The organism is Winogradskyella costae, from assembly GCF_013403865.1.
Classification (GTDB): Bacteria; Bacteroidota; Bacteroidia; order Flavobacteriales; family Flavobacteriaceae; genus Winogradskyella; species Winogradskyella costae.
On sequence record NZ_JABFDK010000009.1, the window covers coordinates 19,274 to 42,703 of the forward strand.

Consider the following 23,430-nt stretch of genomic DNA (forward strand, 5'->3'; position numbering starts at 1 on the left):
TATGGAATTAAAACACAAAGAATCAAAAAACAGCTTTTATCTATTGGATCATGATAAGGAGATTGGAGAAATCACGTATGCTTATGTTAGCGAAGGCCTTATCGATCTTAATCATACGTATATTGATTCAAATTATAGAGGTCAAAATCTTGGTTTACAATTAATAGATGCAGTTGCAGATTACGCAAGAGAAAATAATTTAAAAGTCAAGGCAAGTTGTCCCTATGTGGTTAAAGTATTCGGTGAAACAGATCAATATAATGATATCAAAGCCTAAATAGGATTTTAATAGTATTAAAACATGGGAGATTTATCTAAAGATATTAATTCAAAATTTGAAAATTATAGGGTAAAGGCACTTCTAAATATTATTTATACAGCTAACTGGGTTACGAGTATTCAAAGTGAATCTTTAAAAGACTTTGGAATTTCGCAACAACAGTATAATATTTTAAGAATTTTAAGAGGAGCAAGTGAGCCTTTAAAAGTGCAGACTATTAAAGATCGAATGTTAGAACGCTCACCTAATGCAACTCGATTAATGGATAAACTCTGTGCTAAAAATTTAATTAAACGTTTGCCATCAGAACACGATAGACGTGTGGTTAAAATTGAGATCACCGAACAAGGCTTGAATTTGTTAAATACAATTCCGAGTGATATGAACAAGTTCTTAATTAAAAATTTAAGTGAGGACGAGGCGGAACAATTAAGTGATTTATTAGATAAAATGCGATAGTAAAATTAAATAAAAGGAGATTATTATGAAAAAAGTAATTCATAAAGCAGACAGTAGAGGATTTGCAGATCATGGATGGTTGCAAGCTCGGCATTCCTTTAGTTTTGCAAGCTGGAATAACCCTGAACGCGTTCATTTCGGAGTATTAAGAGTCTTAAATGATGATACCATAGGACCAAATATGGGATTTGGAACACATCCTCATAACAATATGGAGATTATAACCATACCATTAAAAGGTACTTTAAAGCATCGGGATAATATGAGGAATGATTGGCAGGCTTTACTTCCGGGTGAGGTACAAGTGATGTCTGCAGGAACAGGTGTACAACATTCTGAAATTAACGGTTCAGTCGATGAGCATTTAAGCCTGTTTCAGATATGGATAATTCCACAAAAACAAAATGTTAAGCCGCGTTATGATCAAAAGGCATTTAAAGCCGAAGATAGAAATGGACAACTTCAAGTCTTAGTCAATTCTTTTGACGATAGTGGAGAAGAAGGTCTTAAAATTCATCAAGATGCTAGGCTTTCTAGAATTGATTTGTCGGAAGGAGAAGCATTCACATATCATCTAAAGAGTCTAAATCACGGTGTTTATATCATGCTGATTTCTGGTGAAGTTGTAATCGAGGGCGAGGTATTAAAGTTAAGAGATGCTATTGGGATTTCAGAAACGGATAGCTTTAATGTAGCAACTAAAACGGATACGGAACTATTATTTATAGAAGTTCCTATGATTAATTTTTAGTTTTTCACATAATTTACATTAGAAGCATCACAATTAGTGGTGCTTTTTTTATTTAAAATGCGATATTTGTAAACTAACTAACGATTAAAATTAAGATTGATTATGGCAATGAATAAAAATACAGTATTAGCTTGGGCAACATGGATTATGGTCTTTGTCGGACTAGGATTGATTGCTCTAGGAGCATTTCGATATGATGATGTTGCTGGTTGGGGGTTTGCTGCTGTTGGTGGTGGATTTTTCTGTATTGCATGGGTTTTTAATGCATTAAAAGGACGTGTGTAATTAAATATTGATGTTTAGCAGTTTAATTTTACAATAAATAACGAACAATTATGAGTGACGATAAAAAAGTAATTTTTGCAATGTCTGGTCTAACAAAGACCTTTCCAGGTGCAAATACTCCGGTTTTAAAAAATATATATTTAAGTTTCTTTTATGGTGCTAAGATTGGTATTCTAGGTCTTAATGGTTCTGGTAAATCCACACTTTTAAAAATTATAGCTGGAGTTGATAAAAACTATCAAGGAGATGTTGTTTTCCAGCCAGGTTATACAGTTGGGTATCTAGAGCAAGAACCGCAATTAGATGATGATAAAACGGTTATGGAAATTGTGCGCGAAGGTGCTGCAGAAACCGTTGCTATTCTAGATGAATATAATAGTATTAATGACCAGTTTGGCTTAGAAGAGGTATATAGTGATCCAGATAAAATGGAAAAGCTGATGAACCGTCAAGCAGAATTGCAAGATCAGATTGATGCAGCCGGAGCTTGGGAATTAGACACCAAGTTAGAAATAGCAATGGATGCTCTAAGAACGCCAGATGGTGATAAGAAAATTGGAGTACTTTCTGGTGGTGAACGTCGTCGTGTTGCTTTATGTCGTTTATTACTTCAAGAACCAGATGTGTTGTTATTAGATGAGCCAACCAACCACTTAGATGCAGAATCTGTACATTGGTTAGAACATCATTTAGCGCAATATAAAGGAACTGTTATTGCTGTAACACACGATAGGTATTTCTTGGATAATGTGGCAGGTTGGATTTTAGAGCTTGATAGAGGTGAAGGAATTCCTTGGAAGGGAAACTACTCATCTTGGTTAGATCAAAAATCAACACGTATGGCACAAGAGAGCAAAACTGCTTCCAAGCGTCAAAAGACCTTAGAGCGTGAGCTCGATTGGGTACGTCAAGGCGCAAAAGGTCGTCAAACAAAGCAAAAGGCGCGTTTGAAGAACTACGATAAATTAATGAGTCAAGATCAAAAACAACTTGATGAAAAATTAGAAATCTATATTCCTAATGGACCCCGTTTAGGAACAAATGTTATTGAAGCCATTGGCGTTGCTAAAGGGTATGATGATAAATTACTCTATGACAATCTAAACTTCAATTTGCCTCAAGCAGGTATTGTTGGTATTATTGGACCAAATGGTGCTGGTAAAACGACGATTTTTAGAATGATAATGGGTGAGGAAGCATCAGATAAAGGTGAATTTAAGGTTGGAGAAACAGCAAAGATTGCATACGTAGATCAAAAGCACTCTAATATCGACCCTGAAAAAACCATTTGGCAGAACTTTAGTGATGAACAAGAATTGGTAATGATGGGCGGAAAGGAAGTGAATTCTAGAGCCTATTTAAGTCGATTTAATTTCTCTGGTGGTGAGCAAAACAAGAAAGTGAAATTACTTTCTGGAGGTGAGCGTAACCGTTTACATTTAGCTATGACTCTTAAAGAGGAAGGTAATGTACTACTTTTAGATGAGCCAACTAACGACTTAGATGTTAATACATTGCGAGCTTTAGAGGAAGGTCTAGAAAACTTTGCGGGTTGTGCAGTTGTTATTAGTCATGATAGATGGTTCCTAGATAGGATCTGTACTCATATATTAGCTTTTGAAGGAGATTCTCAAGTTTATTTCTTTGAAGGAGGATTTAGTGAATATGAAGAAAACAAGAAGAAACGTCTGGGTGGTGATTTAATGCCTAAGCGAATTAAGTATAGAAAACTAGTAAGATAATATTTATTGTTTTCAAGACAAAAGAGCCAGCAAATTGCTGGCTCTTTTGTTATATGTTTTTTTGATTATTTATTTTCTAATTGTTTTATTTTTTCTTTCAATTTTCTAGATTTTAAATATTGTAAAGCCCATAAAATTGTCATTGTAACAAACCCAATTCCCAAAATACTTATCATTCGTTGAGAAGGACTATCTAGAATATTCGTTATCGTTATTAAGTCCATAGTAATTTATTAATTAATGATCGCCATAAAGATGCCCACTATGCATATCTTCTCCAGATTCTTCGTAATCCTTATAAGCATTAGTTTGCATTAGTTTTTTGTTTTCCGATTTCAATTTATACATTTTAATAATTGCAATTAAGATAAAAATAATAAAAATAGATGCTACGGCTATTAAAATCATTGTAAGCTGCGTGGTAGTTACAATTAATGCCTTTGAAAACAGATTATTATGCATTAGTATTAATCTTAGATTTGGGTTCTACAGTGCTAATATATAAAAAAAGTTAATGTTAAATACTTAATAGTAAATAATTTACAAACTTTTAATCAACATTAGCTTCGATTAACTGTTGGTTAAGTCCGTTAAAGCGCAGTGTTTCTAGGGAGAATACCATGTTATTAAATTATTAATAAATTCAAATTCTTTTTCTTTTTATGTAACAATTTTTTAAAAACTGCTACCTATATTTTAGTAACTAAAGTTTTTATAGTCTTAAAAAATTACCGAAATTGCTTAACAGATTATTGTTCAACCTTAATAACACTACACTATATGCCTGATGATTTTGATTTATTAGAAACCAACTCACAAGAAAAAACTGAGAAAGTCGATGTTAACTGGGGAAAAGCCATAGACCAAATGAAGTCTAAGCTTGCTCAGGAAGATGATCCCGAAAGTCGTCAGAAAATATTGAATGCAACGTTAGATAATGTTGTTGATATGGCAGAAAAAGACCGTTCTACCTTATTAGATGCTATTAAAGACTTAACTGACTACCAGGATGAGGTGGGAATTATGTTTGAAGGTTTTTCGGCATTAAATGCATCAGAGCAAAAGGTGATAGACGATGCTATTAAACGTTTAGAGCGTGCTAAAGTAGAACTTGAAGATGCTAATAATAAACCAGATACTTGGTGGAATAATCTTTGGGGAAGAAAAAGTAAAATTAGCGATGCGGAAGCAGAACTTAAAAATGCACAGAAAACACGTGATGCAGCAGATAATGAAGCAAAAGCGATGTTTCAACAACGTATTGAAACTGCAGATATTCAGACTTTATTAAATGAATTGTCATTTAAGAGTCAGGCAGCTATCAAACGTTTAAAAGATAGAGAGGTAGAGATTAAGGAAGTCGAAGAAAGTCTTAAAACGGCTATTGTAGACGCTTCTAATAATCATACAAAAGCACTTCAAAAGAAAAAAGAAGTAGAGGATAAGCTGGAAACGGAATATGCTTTATTAAAACAAGCACGTCAGGCTTTAGAAGAAGTATCGGATAAGCAATCTACAGAATACTCAGCAGCACTTAGTAAAGTGACTACTTTAGAGCAAAAAGTAGAGGAGTTAGAAGGGCTTAAAAATGCTTACACTACGCTTGCAGCTTCAAAAGATAGTTTTGTACACAAGCATAATTTAACGATTAAAGTATTAACGTCGTTACGTAGTAATTTACAAACACATCGTGCAAAATTAAAGTCAGATACGGATGAGCGTCTTAAGTATTACGATGGTTATGTTGTGGCTTTAAAAGCACGTACAGATCAAGAATTTGCAGCAATACTAGAACATTTAGGGGTTAAAACAGATGAGCATATTGGTGAAACGTTAGCAGCAATGCATACTGCAAGTGCTCGTGCACGTCAAGAAATGATGGACAATATTCCTGTGCATGAAAAAGTTATGCAAGGTGTTTACGGAAGTTATGCTGAAGCGTTGCAAGAAATTAGAGAGAAGGATAAATCTATTCAGAAGAATTTTGCAGAGCGTTACGGCATTGATATGAAAGAAATTTTTGAAGATTACTACGCAGCAGATGCAAATGCTCCTTCAGGAGATACAGCAGGAAAACCAGCTAGTGCACCAAAACCAGCATCTACTGAAGATGATTTGTTAGGGTAATTTAATAATAGCGTTACCTACTTTTGTTTTAAAGGCAAAAGTAGGTTAGGCTTTCCATTATATCTTTTTTAAGAAAAAGAAAAAAGGATGCCGTTTTTTGGGAAAGTAATCATGAGAACAATAAAAATGAGAAATTAATCCTTAACGCGTTTACTCGAGCTCAAAAAAGGAAGAATAATTCTCAAAAAAGAGAAAATTTAATAATTAAAACATAATTAAGGCTATGACTAATAGAGGATTATTACTATTCGTAATTGTTTTTTTTGTAATTAATTCAATTGTGAGTTATTTTTTATTTTATGAAAAAGATATTATTTCAACTTTATCTGTTTCTGCAGTTTCTTCTTTTTTCCTTTTCTTAATTTTTATTGTAAAGCGTAAATGGGATATAAAACAAAAAAATGATTTTAGAATAAAATAGATTGTGAATAACACGTTTCTTTTTTCAATGATTGTCATTTTAATTTTAATTGGCTCTGTAATTTTTATTATTCACACCAATGATCATGAAGAATGTGAGTTAAAAACGGAAATCAATTATGGCAAAAATGAAGAGAAAATTGTTTCCGAAATTCATATATGTAAAGAAAAGTATAATCTTTAAAAAATGTATTCATAACATAACTTAGAGTTAATTGAATACAACCAACTGTTTACTAAAAATGATCGTTACACCTTTAGATTCCGCCATATTAGATTCCAAAGAGCAATACGTGTTCTATCACAAAATGATAGATTTCTCTCTCAAGGAACTCATTGTTGCGGTACAAGAAAAGCAAATATTAAATCAACAAGAATTACTCTTATTTAAGCAATACAGTGATTTGTTACTGTATTCTATAGAAGCTATGCGTGTAAAATACATGTATGACGACGAGGAAAATATGAAGGTAGATTTAACAGATTCTAGTTTTCCAAATTATTTAGAATTCCGTTATCTCTTTAACGATTTAGCTTTACGAGAAGATTACTTAGAAAAACTTACAGGAATTGAAACGCTAAAAGATGAATTCTTAGATACGTTAATGCGAAAAAAAGAACCAATTCCGAAACGAAAACTCTTTCAAGCAGCATCCATAGTCTATTATTCTTCTGCTAAAAAGGAATATATTTTTAATCGTTTTGTACAAGGAAAGATTATACCTGCACCAGAAGGTTCTGTAGCAGAACATTTAGTAAGTTGGAGTTTTTATGATGTATCTCACAACCGACCGTTTGTTTGTTATATGTATTTTAATTACGATGGTAAAAATGTAGAAAGTTATAAAGATGAAATCTATGAAACCCTAAAAAATGTTGCAGATAGAGAAATGGCTTTCGATACCATGGCTTACGGAATTGATAAACGTTTACCAAAAGTATTTCCGAAGCTTATAAAACGTGTGGATTTAGGCCCAATTCACAATGTATTTGCAAAGGACGAAAATAAATTAACGCACGCCATTTTACAGAGTATAGCAAATAAAGAGATTCCGTTAGAATCTTATGCAATATCTCTTAAAATAGATGAATTAAAATCGAGCAGCGAATTTAAAGAAGGTAGCTTTTTTAGTAAACAAACCTTTCAACGCTGGGATGCTATGTATAGGCAGCGTTATATTTTTGCACCACATCGTATCATTCAAATGCTATACAATAAAACACCTGAAATTATGAATAAGTTGGCGATGTCACCAGTTCAAGTAAGCAGTATCCAGTCTTCAGTTGTCAATAATGAAAAGTAAAAAAGAATATGTCATTTAAAACATTATTGGCTTATCAAAAAGGATTCGAATTAGCAATGGAAATATTCCAATTGACCAAAGATTTTCCTAAGTCTGAAATGTTTAGTTTAACATCACAAATGGTTAGGTCAAGTAGATCTGTATGTTCAAATATTGCTGAAGGTTATCGAAAACGGCAATATGAAAAGCATTTTAAAAGTAAATTATCGGATGCAGATAGTGAAAATTCTGAAACACAATTATGGTTAGATTTTGCTTTAGCATGTGGATATATAACAGAAATTAAGAAACAAGAATTACAATATAAAAGCGAAGAAATAGGAAAACTTATCAATTATATGATCAAGAACCCTAATAAATTCGGATTATAAAATATAAATAAGTCCGAGATAAGCCTCAACAGTAAGCACTGAAGACTGCATACTAAGGACTGAAGACTATAAAAATATGGAACACAACTCAACTTTTCCTATAAAACAAAATGAACTAGATATGCTTCGTGATGAAGCTACCACTTATTTAAAATCTATTCAGTGGGAGCAGAGTCAACGTGCAAAAAACAAAGATAATGATGCTAAAGACGAATCTATTCTTTTGTATTTATCGCGAGCCAATAATGGAAGTAATGTTAATGTAACTTCCGTTTCTAAAACTATTTTGGCACTAAAAAAACGTTTATTGCCAGAATCTGTTGCGCTTCCTATTTTCTTAAATCAGACTTTATTTGCCGTTCAAGAGGGGATTGTGTTAGGAACTTGGATTAAGGATTCCTATTATGATGCATCAGGATTATCGAGTTTAAGTGAAAATAAATCAGCATTAGATAGTTCAGGAAGACGTGAGTACGAAAGTAAAATGCATACGTCAACAGCATTTATGTTGTTTGCTGTAGCTTATAAGATTTTACACGATTTAAAACCTCATGCTTCCGATGATTTATCAGTGATGAAACAGAAATTTGCAGGAATTCCGGAGGTGTCTTTTTTATCCCCTTTAAAAGGAATTTCGTGTCAATTGTTTTATTATGATAAATATTTAGGGCATCCAGAGATTGTTAAATCAGATAAAGATGTTTTAGATTTTACGGTGGTTTATTTTGAAGCTTTAATTGAAGAGATTCAGTTACGTAAAAGCAGTTTAGAATATACAGAGACTATTGTAGATAGAACCTATAAGCTCGAAAAATCAGAGTTTGCTATTTCAGGTTGGGACAATGCATTTTCAGGAACCGCAAAGAGTATTGAATTCAATAAAATTCAGTTCGAACAAATTGTCGGGAACAAAGATGCTAAGCATTTTGGTCGTCGTTTAACAGAGCGTTTGTTGAGTTATGATATTGAAGCAAAGAAAAATCCATTTCAAGAATTAGGTGGTTTTATGCCTGTATTTATGGGCTACGGAATTCCGGGAACAGGGAAAAGTATGCTGATTGCTGCCATTGCAACACGCTTGAAAGAACATGCCGATAATTTAGACATTCCGTTTTTGTTTCACCCTATGCCAGATACTTTAATTAGTACGTTTCAAGGTGGTTCTGCCGAAAAAATGGTAGAATGGATGAAGCCTTTACAAGACCCTACTAAATTGATTTTTGCACCTATAGATGATGCCGAAAATAATTTACAAGAACGAACTGCACAAGGTGTTTCTGCAGGTGTAAAAGAAGTCATTGGTGTATTTTTAAGATATACAGAAGGAGCTTATGCGGTTAATTACGGAAACAGTTCTATTGGTTTATTTACCAATTTACCTGAAATGTTAGATAAGGCCGTAATCTCTAGAGTTCAAGGACGATTTAAAATTGATGGAGCACGCTCAGAGCACGATTTTGTGGATCAAGATTATATTTGGTGGAAAAAGTGGCAAGACACCATGCCAGATTTTGTAAACATGAATGATCCTGAAGTCTATAAGTATTTATCAGAACAAGGCTTGGCTAATAGTATGGGAGAGATTTTAAATACTATAGATGTACCTTCTGAAGCCCGTGTTCATGAAACCTTTGATAAAGTAGAAAAGCTTCATGAAACGACTGATCATATGTTCTATGCTGCATTGTATAAAGAGATTCAGAAGATATTTCCGTTTTTCTCTTCAAGAGATGTACGAAATATTCAATCTGCCATTTCATTACGACTTACGGATTTCGATTTAGAACAAGATTGGTTTGAAAACCCAGAAACGTATTTTAAAAAGGACTATGACACAAAGTTTAATATGCTTCAAGAGTTAATGAAATCTAATATGAAAGGTTTAAATTTTTCAGATATAAGACGACAAGAAGTGATTCGTTATTTGGATAATGTAGCAACGATAGCTGATACAGACTTTAAACGAAAAGTAGATGCTAGAGTGAATCAGATGAATATTGAAACAGAGGCGCGAGAGCAGTTTGGGAAATAAATTTAAAAGTTAAACAGTGTAAAGTAAAACGTGTGTCGTGTTTGTCATTTCGACAGAGCGAGGCAAGAGCGACGAGGAATCTCATGAACAACCTAAAAAACATAACAAAAACAACTCTTTCTTACGATTGGGCAAAATTAGATCGCATAGATTACGATTATCAATTCAGTAATGGAAAATGGAAACGTTTATCACGCGAATGTTATAATCGTGGGAATGGTGCAGCCATATTGTTATACAATCCTGAAAAACAAACGGTAATTTTAACCAAACAATTCCGAATGCCATCTTATGAGAATAATCCAAAAGAAGGTATGTCTATTGAAGCTTGTGCTGGTGCCATTGATAATAACGATGAGCCTTTAGAAACAATAATTAGAGAAACGGAAGAAGAAGTAGGTTACAAAATAAGTAATGCAAAACAAGTACTCACAGCTTATACATCACCAGGAGCGTTGACAGAGAAAATGTTTTTGTTTGTAGCAGAATATAACGATGCACAAAAAATTAATGATGGTGGTGGCTTAGAAAGTGAAGATGAAGAAATAGAAGTTTTAGAGTTGTCATTTTCTAAAGCTATAGAAATGATGAATAACGAAACCATTATTGATGCAAAAACAATTATGTTGTTGCAGTATGCACAGATAAATAATTTGTTAGATTAAGATGCAAAAATTAAAGCAAGCCAACCTATATAGAAGTGATCTTATTCCCATAAGCGGAAAACTCGTTGAGCGTTATAACAAGTGCTTAAAAACCTTAGGTTTTTCAGAAACCAAGTTGACGTCGTTTTTTATCGATGGCATTGGCTGGAGTCCAGATATTGCAGAAGAAAAGAATAATATGCATTACCTTAATCATGGCGATGCAAATCCAAATGGCATTATTATTACTCCGTTACAAAAAGGAAAGCCTGTGTATTTACCGTTTCATTCTTTTGACAGAGAAATGATGCAATATGTATTTAGAACCCATGGTCAAAAAATTAATGATATTACCAGAGATTCTGCTATTTGTATCGATTTTGATCAAGATATAGATGTCTTTTATGAGCCTTTAGATGTTTTAAAATATGATAAAGTTAATATCACATTCAAGCTTATTGATAACTTAGAACAGGTTCAAAAAGAGCAATTAAGACTGGTTGATAAATTTAATACAGGCAATAATTTTATAGATGAAGGTATTCATCAACAATTACTAGATTCAGCAAAGACTTATGGCGATTTAAGAGATCGGGATTTAAGCTTGCATCCCTTACAATTTGCAACAGATTCATTTTATACAAGAGCGTTTGATGGAGTGTATTTGCTTCGCGATTTCATAAAACCAATTGTCATTTTTGAAAGTAGAGAACATTATAAGGAAGCTATAAAAGATACGATTCACGATGTTTTGATTTATCATATTGAGCAACCAGAACTCATCGATAAGTTAAAAGATCATATCATTATTGAATGCGATTTAGAGCAGATAATAAAAACACCAAACTACGATCGCGTTAAAAAGTATGAATTAGCACAGTTTTTAAAAGAGACTGAACATCCAATTGCAGCCATTTTGAATGATAAAGTGTTATTCAAAAGTTACTTAAACAAAATAGACATTAAGGCCAGAAAGCAGGTAATGAGTGTTGAAATATATCTCGAAAAATTAGAACGCAGTAATGCCTATAAAATTGAAGATATTGTAGATCAAGATTTTTATTTCGCTTTGCATCAACCTCATTCGTCGTTATCGGCTAGACATCGCGATTTAATTCATAAGTTACTCATTAATATTGAACCAAAAGATGTATTATTCTTGTATTGGTACGATAAAGAGCAGTTTTATAATAATTATTTGACTTGGGATGATTCCTTTAAAGATTGGGTAATTGAAAGAATCCGTAACAATATTTGATAATTTTAGACTAATTTAGTAGAGCACTTTTTTTGCTCGCAAAGACACAAAGAAAATATTAATTCAAGTTGTCAGCAAACTTCTAGCTTCAAGCTTCGTGCTTCGTGCTTAGTTGCTTCCAACTTCTAACTTTTACAACCATGGGAATTGAACTCGTCATTTTTATAGCTGCTATTTTATTCGGAATCTTTCTGTATTGGAGAGAATCGAATAGTAATAATGTCTATCGCTTTTTAAATAAAATTGTGAATAGCAAAGAGCTACAAATGAGTCCAGATAATCCAAAAGGATTTGTTTACAAACAATCACTTTTGCCACGTATTATTTTTGTGGTTAGCTTGGTTTTAGTTTCCGCTTTAATTGTAGAGTTTTTAACACCGATTGCTGTTTTTAGCAGTTATAATGGTGTTTCGGCCTTTGCATCTTTTGCTGTTGGAACGCTCATAGGAACCTATGTGGCTGGTTTTGTCATTAAGTCCACTGAAGTTATCGAAGAACAAAGCGAATCTTTAGAAGACAAATTTGATGATGTCGTGGAAAAAGGAAAAGATTTTATTGAAGACTTAAGAACAAAAGAACCGAAAGTGGTTGAGGAAGCTAAAAAAGAAATTGAAAGAGAGCCTGAAGTTGAGAAGCCAAGTGCAAGAGATCGTTTGAAAGATAAAGGATTGATGTAATCCTAAATGTCATACTGAGCGCAGTCGAAGTATCTCATTAACATTAAAATATTTATAAAAATAACGAACAGATTGCCACAGCTGACAAAAAAAGTCAACTTCGCAATGACAAATAATTACCATGATAAAATCATATTGGAACAAAGGAGGTAAACAAAAACGAATCACAGGCTTCGTTATATTACTATTATTAGTGTTGTTGTTCTTTTTTAGGGACGATTATCAACCTATTTTGCTATTTCTACGAAAGTATATTTTCGTTTTATTAGTTAGTGCGTTAGTATTATTTTTCGGTTTACGAAAATTCAGAAATTCCGCTAGAGTAGGAAGTCGACTTGGAGTATTGGCATTACTCATTATCTTCTTCGGGGCATTATATGTTGTAGGTTGGCATTATAAAATGTACGACTACATGAAAACTTATAATGTATTCAATAGCCTTAACAAGGTTGAAATAGACGAATTGCCATTAACACAAAACGAGCGTATTCAACCTTTAAGAAACGTCTTTTCAATGGCCAATGAAAGTGTAGGAGAAACTAAAGATGTATCCTTACCGCATTTAGTAAGAGTTGATGGTCAGAATAAATGGACCATGGCCATTCAACCTAGTGAAAAGTACGTTATGCAACGTATTAGTGATAATACGGAAGAAGTGTTTTCGGTAAGTAGTACCACACCATTTCCTCGATTTTCTAACGAGAATCGTATTGATGTGACTTTTTCAATTGGTGAATCATTAAAATTTAGTAGGAACACGTACAATGCCGTCGTACAGCGTTTTAATCCTTGGATGCTATTTAATCATGAGCCTAGTGATACGTTTTACATGAAGAATGATAAAAACGAATGGGTTCAGGTCGTAAGTCTAATTAAATGGAAAGGTTTCTTTTTTCCGTATCCAAGTTTTGGTGGTGTGATGATTATAGAAAATGGAGAACACGATTTTAATGATTATATGGAGCGTATTTTAATTGGAAAAGGAACGTATGTAAGTCCTGATGACATAAAGAATTATCCGTTCTTAATGAAGCAAAATACCTTATCTGAAAAGGTGTCTCAACTTGAGGCCGAATCTTTAAAATTCTTAGGAGGCTTTAGTGATCCATTACCTTGGAACATGAAAACGGCTGTTAAAATTCCTGTGATGCCAAAAGATCAGAATCAACAACCTTATGTTACTGATTTTAATTTTTCGGGTTCTAATAGTGATGCTTATAACGGTTTATATCATTGGTTTGGACTAGAGCCGGTAGGAGATGAGCGTACCAGTTTAAGTTATAGTGTGTTTGTTCCTGCTGATGGAACTGACAAATTATATTATTATGATCATGCCACTAGAAAGCAAGGTTATGCAGGTGTTTCTGCGATGCCATTAAAAGTAAAAGAATCTAAAAAAGAATACGATTGGACAGCAAGTACACCAGTAGAATTTAGACCTTATATTAAAGATATTGCAGGAAGAAAGCGTATGTTTTTCTTAGGTACAATTTCTTCTATAAGCTCAACAGATGCACAGCAATTTGATGGTTCTGCAACACCAGATTTGGTCTTGATTGATAGTGAATACAGAGATGTCATTTGGATAGATGTAAAACATCCAAGCACTTGGGATCAAGAAGTTTATAATCAATTAAATGAAGCTTGGAGATCTAGTGAAGGTATTGGGTATTTTTATAATGAAAAGCCAAAAGATGAAGATATTATGGAACAAGAAATAGATTCGTTAATGCGTATTCCAAAGGTTGAAGATAATACGGAAAAGATAAATGCTTTGCAGCGTCAGCTGGATTCGTTGAAGGCTGTTGGTGGCCAATAATGCAATGAAAAAGTTGAAACAAGTTTATATTGTTTATGCTATCATTCTTTTAATTTTTGTTTTATATCTTACTGCAAATATCTTTAGACTTGTAAATATTCATGATTTAAATGGTTTTTCTTATAGTTTAAAATCTATTTATAGAACCATTTCAGTATATGGAATATTTAAATCATTCGTGATTTTTATGATTCCTGTTGTTGCTATCTTTTACAAAAACAGATTAACTTGGGTACTTATACTGATTTACTTTTATTTTCTGTTTTGTCGCATTATTGCTAATCTATTATTTTATTTAACGTTTGATGATGAATTAGATGTGTTTACGGTTATTTTGATTGCTTTTTTAATTTTACCATTACTATCAATTTATATACTTAATAAAACCCGAACGTTTATGAGTGTTTATGGTTTGCAAAAAAAATCATTGTCATCATATAATCTTATGGCATTTATTCTCGGTTATGGTATGAGTTTGCTTTTGTATATAATTCAAAACAGTCAATACTTTAGTAGCTTCTTTTAACTTTTAATTATATCAGCATTATGTTCCTTTCTTTTTTCAATACGTCATCAAAAGAAGAAAAATTCTGGAATTGGGTTTTAAAAAATAAAACAAAACTTGAATCTTTTATTCATTCCGACTTTGAAGATTATACCGTTTATAATGGATTGAGCAACGCACTTAAAAAGTACAATCCATTATTGTTTCCTGAGATGACACTTTCTGAAAACAAAGTAGTTCTTATCATTACACCAGATGGTATGAAGGACGGGGTTCTTCCAACGCAAAAACTTTATGACTCCAAACCAAATTTAGACAATTGGATTGTTAAAAAATTTAGGCATCCAAATGACGAGATAGGGTTAAATTTTGACGGTGTAGAATATCCCAGTTCAGATATAACAATACGAACACAACTTAATGAGGAGAAAGAAAAAGTTGATTTAGAGGTTTATATTAAAAACATGAATTCGTATCCAAATAAGTCTAAGACATTAGCTTTTTTATATCTCGATCATATTTTAGGCGAGTTCAATACAATTACTAAAGTTGGATCCATCGATTTTAAACATTGGAATGATGAACTGCGTATTGATGATGGTATTTCAATTTTAGAGCTGAGAAAATTGATAGAAAAGGAATTGTATTAATAACTAATTATAGACCTGTTAGGTTTTAATAACCTGACAGGTCTTTTTATGTTTTTACATCATAATATTGTAACAAAACCTTCAGATTTCAGACCTATACTATAAAGACAATAGTATGGGTTACATGGGTTTGGGTTTGCAAAAATGGATTTACGGGATGCGTCCTCGTAAGCCATTTTCTATGCAACGAAAAGGCTCATTTACTGCGGTTCCAACCTATCATAGAAAATTTAAACTTCAATACTCAAATAATAAAGGAAGCTATAATTTTGGAATCATTTTGTTTTTCGTAATGGTTTTGATAACTGCTTTATCAATTCCACGTTGGATAGAAGATTCTAGGTTACGACACAAAGAAGAATTAGCTTGGGTGATTAAAAAAGATAATATGGCATTTAACTTTTTACTAAAATCTGGTAAACAGAGATTAAACAAAGGAAGAATCTCTGGAGCATATTCAGAATTCAAACTGGCCCATTCTATTAAATCAGATCATAAAGAATTGAACGCGTTACTTTTAGAAACCTTAGAAATTCTTTGTTTAGATTATAATAGACATTGTGATGACTTATTAAAACTAGAGTAGAAGTGTTTATTTCTTATTTCGTCTATTATAATTTTTATCACCTCTCGTTTTTGGCTTCTTGTATTTCGCGGCAATTTTAAATTTATAAGAACCACCTAAATTTTCTTTAGAGTTCTTTTCAGATTTCTCATGAAATGCTGGTCCAGGAGCATCTTCATCGCGACGTTTGGTCGGATTATTTCGCTCGCGTATTTGCGGACGTTCTTCTTCAATTAATTCAGTTGAAATTGTAACATCCTCAGGAATCTCAAGGGTTTCAATTTTCATTTGCATTAATTCCTCAATGCGCTCTAAACCTTCTTGTTCGCTTTCAGTAGTAAATAAAAAGGTATGTCCTTCTTTTTCAGCACGACCAGTTCTACCAATTCTGTGCATATAGTTTTCAGGATAATCCGGAGTGTCAAAGTTAATAACATGAGATACTCCTTCAATATCTAAACCTCTTGCCATGACGTCTGTAGCCACTAATAAGCGATTTTCACCTTCTCTAAATTGCTCAATACTGCGCAACCTGTAGTTTTGGGTTTTGTTTGAGTGAATGACACAGGTTTCATTAGGAAATAATTCTTCTAACTGATCAAAAAGGCGATCTGCCATCTTCTTGTAAGCCACAAAAATTAAGACTCTTGAAAACTCGTCTTTATCGCGAAGTAAATGTTCTAATAGATTTACTTTGGTATAAAAATTAGGAACATCAAAACGTTCTTGTTTTATGTTTTCTAATGGAGTACCAGAAACTGCGATTGATATTTTTGTAGGACTTTTAAAGAAGTCAGTAATTAAATCATCAACATCTTTAGTCATCGTTGCCGAGTACATGATGTTTTGACGACGCGGAGGTAAAATATCAAATATATTAAGGAGTTGATGTCTAAAACCTAAATCTAGCATCACATCAACCTCATCAATCACTAATTTTTGAATCGATTTTAATTGTAAAACTCTACTTACTGCTAAATCATATAATCGTCCTGGAGTTGCAACAATAATATCTTGTCCTTGTGCAACGGCCTGTTTTTGTGTATTGATGTTGGTTCCACCATAAACTCCTAACACACGATTGTTAATGTATTTAGAAAGCTTTTCAATCTCACTAACCACTTGTACTACTAATTCTCGTGTGGGCACTAAAATTAATACTCTTGGATTTTCTTGCTGAGAAAACGAAAGGTTTTTAAGTATAGGTAGCATGTAAGCAAAAGTCTTACCTGTACCGGTTTGTGCAATACCAACTACATCTTTACCAGCAGCCACTACATTGAAAGATTCTGCTTGGATTGGAGTAGGAGTTGTAAATCCTAAATCATCTAAAGCGTTATATAATGGTGTATTTAAATTAAGGTCGTTAAAAGTCACGTGTCTGTTTTAAGGTGCAAAGATAGTTGTAATTAGATAACTATTTCTACAACTCTAAAAAATCTGTAATTAGAGTCTCTATTTTAGTCTTCCAGTCATCGTCATATTCATCCCAATACGTATAAGAGCTATACATTGTAAATTCAGTGTTTTGATCTATTTTTTTTAGTGGTCCGACAATACCGATGTAAGAAACATTTTCATTTGGATCTTCATCTATATAGTCGAATTTAACAGCGTAAAACTCTGAATCATTCTTCTTAATTTTTTTCAAAATCTTAATTTCGTCCGGATAACCTCCATCTTCACCAACATAGTTGTAAAAGGAAAGCTTAGCGAAAGCTTCTTCTTTAAGATATTTTTTATCTACATCTTGAAGTCTGTCGATTTTATGATAAGCTTCTATGATTTCAAACCTGAAATAGAAATCTTCTAAATAGGGATTTAGTATAGCTTCCGAAATAGAATAATTGTTAAATATACGCGAAGTAATAGCTAATAATCGCAACCATCTGTCATCATCTCTGCTTAAAAGTTTAGAGGTGAAAGCATTGCTTGTACTATCGTCATATTTCACTGTATTGAGGCTATTTAAATAAGCCACCATTAAATTATAATACGTGTAGTCATAATCTTCATCGTACTCATCGCTAGGTGGAGGTATGTTGAAAAATACCTCAGCGTCAGTCGTTAAATAATTTAGAATCTTATTGTAATTTGACTTTACAATGTCATTTGTATCTAAGTCGGAGTTATGAATATCATTAGATAAATATATAATGTCATTTCTGTATTGTCTTACAGACATAAGCGATAGTAGTTTACTGTAATTTTCTATCGCATAATTTAATGAGTCATTAAAAGGTTGAAATACACTATAGTCATATGAATCCTCTTCAGTTGGTGGATTAGAAAAGAACAGTTTGCTATAAAGCGGTAAAGACTGCTCTGATTCAATAATAGGAATAGCAATAAGGATAGCCGTTTTTAAGACATCTGATGTTGATGATTTGTTGTAAAATGACTCCAAAGTTTCCAAAGATGTTTCATCATTTATTAAACTATATTCATTTATTAAACTAGCCTTAATCACATCGTTAGTGTCTTCTGAAAAACTATAGTTAAGTGCATCGTCTAAAATTGGCAAATCATCTTTATCAAATTCGTAATATTCAAAAGCTTTTAAGGCTCTATTATATACAATGGAATCAGTAGATTTTAAATCTTCAATAATGTATTTCGCTTTTGATTCGTAAACATTAATATCAGACGTAACCGGTTTTTCATTTATTGAATTAAATATTTGATCAACAATGCCAGTATTTAATTCTTCCTCATTTATAATAGCTTTAGCAATATGCATTCTGTAATTTTTATACCAAATCTGGTGGACCGTCACACGTTGTGTATCTTCGAATAATTTATTTTTGACTGTAAACTGAATTAATGAATCACCATCTTTAACTAAAATGCGTTCATTTACAATACTATCATTATATTCTAGTGAGCCGTTTTTATAGTCATCGAGAAATTTCTTGTGTGTTGGAATTCTGAAGTATTTGCCAATATTGTTATAACCATACTGGTAAATGTTACCCGTTTTAGGGTTTATGGTGGTATAATCATACGAATCAATAACATTAGAATCATTGCTATCTAGTGTGTCGATATCTTCAGTTACCCGTTCAAATAATTTTATTTTAAAATCTTTATTGGGTGATTCATAATCCGAAAGTTGAGATTCTTGGTAAGGCAGTAACTTAAAACTTTTAAAAAACAGATCGTCTACGCTCACTTTCTCTGTTTCATTAAGTTTTTGTTTCATCAAAAGATATGTTCGGTTTCCTCTGAAATAAGCACGGACGATACAATGATATTTGTTATTAAGTAATATTTCATATTCTCGTCCTTGAATGTTATCTAAATAAATAACTTTCGGTTCTGCTAGTAATTCTGACGTTTGTGTTAATCCGTTTTCAGTTTCTTTAAATGCAATTTCAGGATTTTGAAGAAAATAGCCCATGGGTTGGTCGTTATACCGAATCAAATAATTATTTAAATTTTCGGTATCTGTAGCCATATAAAGATTAAGAAAATAAGGTTCACCTTCAGCATCAATAGGGTTAGGGTGTTCTCTAGAGACTTCCTTTGCATCCACAGGTATTTGAAGGGTAAAAGCTCCCGTTTCGCTTTTAAACTCTCGCCAACCTTTAGTTTTAATAATAGGTTCTATACCATCAATTGTAATGGAATTAAAATAACGATCAATATAATTTTCATTGATTTGTTCTTGTGGCGTTTCGACTGAGAAATAATAAAAATGGTTATGTTTAACAACAAATCTAGCTTTTACCATAACATTATTAGGCAGTTTAGCTATAATATCGTAGCCAAATTTATCGGTATCCGGAAGTTGTTCTCGACTAATAATTTCACCTTCTCTTTTTTCAATGACATTAGATACCATGTTTTCCATTAAGGTGTCAATTTGAGATTGTGTTAGCGCATAACCTGTATCAAAACCCGTAAAGAGGTAACTCGTCTTAGTAGGTATATCTCCATAACCATGAATAGTAAACTTGTCGAAATCTTGTTTAATATTTGGAGATTTTGGTAATTGGAGATTAAACCCTAAATCGGTATCTGTATAGTTATACCAAATCCCTTTTGAGTTGTCTATTTTATAAGTGTCAGCTACTCCTGTAAATTTTGCTTCAACAACGCTAACGTCGTAGCCTTCGTTTATTAATAATTCAATAACATTGTTCTCACCCACTAAGTGAGCAGCACCAACTCCGGCAAACAGACTCCCTTTTTTCATGATGTCTATAATGCTGTTTTTCATTACATTATTTCTAGCAATCATAGTGCTATCAATAACATCATAATTATTTATAAACTCAGCGATTTTATTTAAATCACCTGTAGCATATAGTTTGGTCATTATTTCTTTAGTTCTATTAATGCTATCCACATCAATATCTAAATGGCTAAGAATTTCTTTTGTTTTCTTTTCATCAGAAAGATTGTCAAAATAATTCATTTGGTCTTTTACATCTTCTAAGCCAACAATCGTTTTATTCATAGTACGCGCTTGACCTAAAAGATAGAAATCAACAAATGTAGATTTGTCATCGTCCTTTTGAATATCTGGAATAAGCATACTGACTACCTGATCTGGACTCATTATTTCTGAGTCTTCTAGAGAAAATTCGTTAACTTCTTCAAACCGTTTTAAAAGTCGTTTATAATCCTTAGGTTTTAGTAGCGTTTTATAGTATTCACTTGCTGAAATATCATATGTCTTGCCTGTAATTGCTGTCATTAGAGAATCTGCATTAACCTCCAAAGCAAAATACTCTACACTTTCTATGGCTGGCATAACAGCATCACTAAAGTTAAATACTCTAGCATCATCTATATGCATGGTTCCAAATAGATAAGAGGCAGACTCTAAGTTGTTTCCTTCTATTTTCCATAACAAACTATACGCATCGTTGTTTTGAGCAAAAGTTAATTGAGATAAAAGTGAAAAGGTTATAAAAAAGCGAAATACACTATTATTTTTTAAGATTAGGTAGCTCATGGTGTAGTTGTTAATATTTTGTTAAAGCAAAGTAATATACTTTTTAAATAATAGAGCATGTTGCTTCAATAAAATTTAAATAGTCATCTATAATTCTTAAAAAAGTAGTTTAATTAATTTATTATAAATGCTTCTGATCAATCTCAATACTATAGCTTGCTTTAAACGAAGATGCCGCGTCAAGTTTTGTAATACCTTCTTTAGTTTCAATCTTTTGATCTGTAGTTTCGTGATCAGCAAAACCCAACCAAGGTTCAATACAAACATATGGTGCATTAGGTTTTGCCCAAATACCTAAATGTTTAAAATCTTTAAAATTTACAGTGAACACATTTCCTTTGGTATTGTGTTTTAAACTTACAATTCTCGATTTTAAATCCTTGAAAACTAAAGCATCCTCATTAAATAGATCTGGTCGTAAATGAATTTTGTTTCCTTCTGAAAATGCAGGTTTGGTGTCATTGGTTAATAAACCATTTGCCATATTTAATAAATAAGATTGACTGTCTTCGTTTTTTTCAAATTCTAAATAATAATCGGTATAATTTTCATCTTCTGAAAGCGGACAATTAAAAGCAGGATGACCTCCCAAAGAGAAGTAAAGTGTCTTATCATCTAAATTTGTAATCGTATGAGTCACCATTAGCTTATTTTTTGAAAGTGTATAAGTAATTTCAAATTCAAATAAGAAAGGGTAATAAGAATACAGTTTTTCATTAGAAACTAGTGAAAACGTTACGCTAGAATCTGACTGCTTTTTAATAGTGAAATTATCATTGTGTCTCACAAAACCATGCTTTGGCATTGGATATGTCTTGTTATTGTAGATGTAGTGGTCATCTTTCATACACCCAATAATTGGAAATAAGTTTGGAGCATGACTTCCCCAAAACTCAGGATTAGCCTGCCACATAAATTCGGTTTTATGTTTTGCTGAAGTGATATTACATAACTCAGCTCCTTTAGATTTTATATGAATTTGTAATAGGTCGTTTTTTAAACTATACATGCGTTTTATTTTTTTTGAAATATACAATTCTAATTATTTATTCTGCAAGATTTTTTTATTCGTAACCATGTGATTGTCCCCTTGAGGGGACTTTAGGGGTGTAATTCTAAATTTTGAACCTTCAACAAATAAAATCTACACTAAAGAAATAATTTTATTTCGGTAACTTGCAGCAATTATTTTTCTATTGAGAACAACACGTCATCACCATCCTAATAATATTGCAAACTTTAAGCAAAACCTCTTGCTTTGGAGTCAGCAATTTGATGATATCGTTTGGTTAGATTCTAATAATCATAAAGACCAATACAGCAATTATGATGCTGTGTTGGCTGTTGATGCTTTTACAACCATACGAACCGATTATGTTGATGCTTTTGAACGTTTAAAAGAGTATCAGACCATAACAGACGACTGGATTTTCGGTTACCTCACTTACGATTTAAAAAACACCACAGAACAGTTAAAGTCTAATAATTTTGATGGTTTAAATTTTCCTGATTTGTATTTCTTTCAACCGAAAAAACTCTTTTTAATTAAAGGTAATCAGGTTGAAATTAAGTACCTAAAAATGGTTGATGATGAGATTGAGGATGATTTAGAAATTATAACAAATGGTATTTCGAGTGAAAACGAGAAATCCCAGAACGATAATTCAATAAAAATAAAACTAAGAATTCATAAAGATGACTACTTCAAGAAAGTTAATAAAATATTAGCTCATATTCAACGTGGTGATATTTATGAGGCTAATTTTTGTCAAGAATTTTATGCAGAAGACAGTGTAATAAATCCGGTTGAAACCTTTAACAAGCTTAATGCCATTTCAAAACCACCTTTTGCTAGCTTTTTAAAATTCGAAAACAATTATATGATGTCTGCGTCACCAGAACGTTATATTAAAAAAAATGGAACTACTGTAATTTCTCAACCTATTAAAGGAACAGCTAAACGCTCTGAAAATCAAGCTGAAGACTTAAAACTCGCGGAAGACTTATTAAAAGACCAAAAAGAACGTAGTGAAAACATCATGATTGTAGATTTGGTAAGGAATGATCTATCACATACAGCCATAAAAGGCAGTGTAGAAGTAAAAGAATTGTGTAAAGTCCATTCGTTTTTGCAAGTCCATCAAATGATTTCTACGATTCAATCTGAAGTAAAACCAGAAATCAATCCTGTAGATATTATAAAAACAACGTTCCCTATGGGAAGTATGACAGGTGTGCCAAAACTCTCGGCTCTAAAAATTATCGAAAATCTCGAAGAAACCAAACGTGGTTTATACTCTGGGTCAATTGGTTATTTCACGCCACATGGTGATTTTGATTTTAATGTGATTATTAGAAGTATTCTATATAACCAATCAAAACAATACATTTCATATTCTGTAGGTGGAGCCATTACAGCAAAGAGCGATCCCTTAAAAGAATATGAAGAGTGCTTAGTTAAAGCAAAAGCTATGCGAGAAGCGTTGGAAGGATAACGTTCATTCACAGTGAGCGGTTTCTCAAATTATATAACCTTCTATTCCAGAAATCATTTAAAATAAACGCTCTGCGCATCTTT

At 32.4% G+C, this 23,430-nt stretch carries 21 protein-coding genes; 17 read left to right on the top strand and 4 right to left on the bottom strand.

The features are described from left to right. Position 1 precedes the first annotated feature (1 nt). From HM986_RS15260 to ettA, 5 genes are all read left to right on the top strand, one after another. Positions 2-277: a GNAT family N-acetyltransferase gene (locus tag HM986_RS15260; protein WP_317167404.1), complete on the top strand. Its 276-nt coding sequence runs from the start codon at positions 2-4 to the stop codon at positions 275-277. A gap of 24 nt (positions 278-301) precedes the next feature. Continuing rightward, on the top strand, positions 302-739 hold the full coding sequence (locus HM986_RS15265) for a MarR family winged helix-turn-helix transcriptional regulator (protein WP_179335941.1): 438 nt from the start codon (positions 302-304) through the stop codon (positions 737-739). Positions 740-764: 25 nt separating this feature from the next. Continuing rightward, the gene (locus HM986_RS15270) at positions 765-1,490 is read left to right on the top strand and encodes a pirin family protein (protein ID WP_179335942.1); all 726 of its coding nucleotides are present in this window, start codon (positions 765-767) and stop codon (positions 1,488-1,490) included. Positions 1,491-1,592: 102 nt separating this feature from the next. Continuing rightward, positions 1,593-1,775, top strand: a complete 183-nt coding sequence (locus HM986_RS15275) for a CAL67264 family membrane protein (RefSeq protein WP_040757621.1) — start codon at positions 1,593-1,595, stop codon at positions 1,773-1,775. Between the two features lie 50 nt (positions 1,776-1,825). Then, positions 1,826-3,517 (top strand): energy-dependent translational throttle protein EttA, encoded by a 1,692-nt coding sequence (gene ettA / locus HM986_RS15280; RefSeq protein WP_179335943.1) that lies wholly within the window; start codon positions 1,826-1,828, stop codon positions 3,515-3,517. Positions 3,518-3,754: 237 nt separating this feature from the next. On the opposite strand, the gene HM986_RS15285 is transcribed toward ettA, so the two are convergent. After that, the gene (locus HM986_RS15285) at positions 3,755-3,979 is read right to left on the bottom strand and encodes a hypothetical protein (RefSeq protein WP_179335944.1); all 225 of its coding nucleotides are present in this window, start codon (positions 3,977-3,979) and stop codon (positions 3,755-3,757) included. 318 nt (positions 3,980-4,297) lie between these two features. Between HM986_RS15285 and HM986_RS15290 the strand changes: the two genes are divergently transcribed. The 11 genes from HM986_RS15290 to HM986_RS15340 all read left to right on the top strand — a co-directional run bounded on the left by HM986_RS15290 (position 4,298) and on the right by HM986_RS15340 (position 15,910). Next, complete coding sequence (locus tag HM986_RS15290; protein WP_179335945.1) at positions 4,298-5,644, top strand: coiled-coil domain-containing protein; 1,347 nt, start codon at positions 4,298-4,300, stop codon at positions 5,642-5,644. Positions 5,645-6,306: 662 nt separating this feature from the next. After that, positions 6,307-7,368 carry a hypothetical protein gene (locus tag HM986_RS15295; RefSeq protein ID WP_179335946.1) on the top strand — a complete coding sequence of 354 codons (1,062 nt, stop codon included), beginning with the start codon at positions 6,307-6,309 and terminating at the stop codon, positions 7,366-7,368. An 8-nt stretch (positions 7,369-7,376) separates the two neighbouring features. Next, positions 7,377-7,739, top strand: coding sequence for a four helix bundle protein (locus tag HM986_RS15300; protein ID WP_179335947.1), 363 nt, complete (start codon positions 7,377-7,379; stop codon positions 7,737-7,739). A 76-nt stretch (positions 7,740-7,815) separates the two neighbouring features. Next, positions 7,816-9,771 carry an AAA family ATPase gene (locus HM986_RS15305; protein ID WP_179335948.1) on the top strand — a complete coding sequence of 652 codons (1,956 nt, stop codon included), beginning with the start codon at positions 7,816-7,818 and terminating at the stop codon, positions 9,769-9,771. An 83-nt stretch (positions 9,772-9,854) separates the two neighbouring features. After that, positions 9,855-10,436, top strand: coding sequence for an NUDIX domain-containing protein (locus tag HM986_RS15310; RefSeq protein WP_179335949.1), 582 nt, complete (start codon positions 9,855-9,857; stop codon positions 10,434-10,436). A 1-nt stretch (position 10,437) separates the two neighbouring features. Beyond that, on the top strand, positions 10,438-11,673 hold the full coding sequence (locus HM986_RS15315; protein ID WP_179335950.1) for a DUF6638 family protein: 1,236 nt from the start codon (positions 10,438-10,440) through the stop codon (positions 11,671-11,673). Between the two features lie 140 nt (positions 11,674-11,813). Continuing rightward, a complete protein-coding gene (locus tag HM986_RS15320; protein WP_179335951.1) occupies positions 11,814-12,350 on the top strand; it encodes a hypothetical protein in 537 nt (178 codons plus the stop codon). A gap of 121 nt (positions 12,351-12,471) precedes the next feature. After that, complete coding sequence (locus tag HM986_RS15325; protein ID WP_179335952.1) at positions 12,472-14,169, top strand: hypothetical protein; 1,698 nt, start codon at positions 12,472-12,474, stop codon at positions 14,167-14,169. 4 nt (positions 14,170-14,173) lie between these two features. Next, a complete protein-coding gene (locus tag HM986_RS15330; RefSeq protein ID WP_179335953.1) occupies positions 14,174-14,695 on the top strand; it encodes a hypothetical protein in 522 nt (173 codons plus the stop codon). 20 nt (positions 14,696-14,715) lie between these two features. Continuing rightward, the gene (locus tag HM986_RS15335) at positions 14,716-15,324 is read left to right on the top strand and encodes a hypothetical protein (RefSeq protein ID WP_179335954.1); all 609 of its coding nucleotides are present in this window, start codon (positions 14,716-14,718) and stop codon (positions 15,322-15,324) included. 115 nt (positions 15,325-15,439) lie between these two features. After that, positions 15,440-15,910: a hypothetical protein gene (locus HM986_RS15340; RefSeq protein ID WP_179335955.1), complete on the top strand. Its 471-nt coding sequence runs from the start codon at positions 15,440-15,442 to the stop codon at positions 15,908-15,910. A gap of 6 nt (positions 15,911-15,916) precedes the next feature. On the opposite strand, the gene HM986_RS15345 is transcribed toward HM986_RS15340, so the two are convergent. From HM986_RS15345 to HM986_RS15355, 3 genes are all read right to left on the bottom strand, one after another. Beyond that, the gene (locus tag HM986_RS15345) at positions 15,917-17,266 is read right to left on the bottom strand and encodes a DEAD/DEAH box helicase (protein WP_179335956.1); all 1,350 of its coding nucleotides are present in this window, start codon (positions 17,264-17,266) and stop codon (positions 15,917-15,919) included. 46 nt (positions 17,267-17,312) lie between these two features. Then, the gene (locus HM986_RS15350; protein WP_179335957.1) at positions 17,313-20,852 is read right to left on the bottom strand and encodes a TraB/GumN family protein; all 3,540 of its coding nucleotides are present in this window, start codon (positions 20,850-20,852) and stop codon (positions 17,313-17,315) included. A 121-nt stretch (positions 20,853-20,973) separates the two neighbouring features. Then, a complete protein-coding gene (locus HM986_RS15355; RefSeq protein ID WP_179335958.1) occupies positions 20,974-21,861 on the bottom strand; it encodes an aldose 1-epimerase family protein in 888 nt (295 codons plus the stop codon). Positions 21,862-22,048: 187 nt separating this feature from the next. Here HM986_RS15355 and HM986_RS15360 point away from each other — a divergent pair, with 187 nt between their 5' ends. Beyond that, positions 22,049-23,347 (top strand): anthranilate synthase component I family protein, encoded by a 1,299-nt coding sequence (locus tag HM986_RS15360; protein WP_179335959.1) that lies wholly within the window; start codon positions 22,049-22,051, stop codon positions 23,345-23,347. The last annotated feature ends 83 nt before the right edge of the window (positions 23,348-23,430 follow it).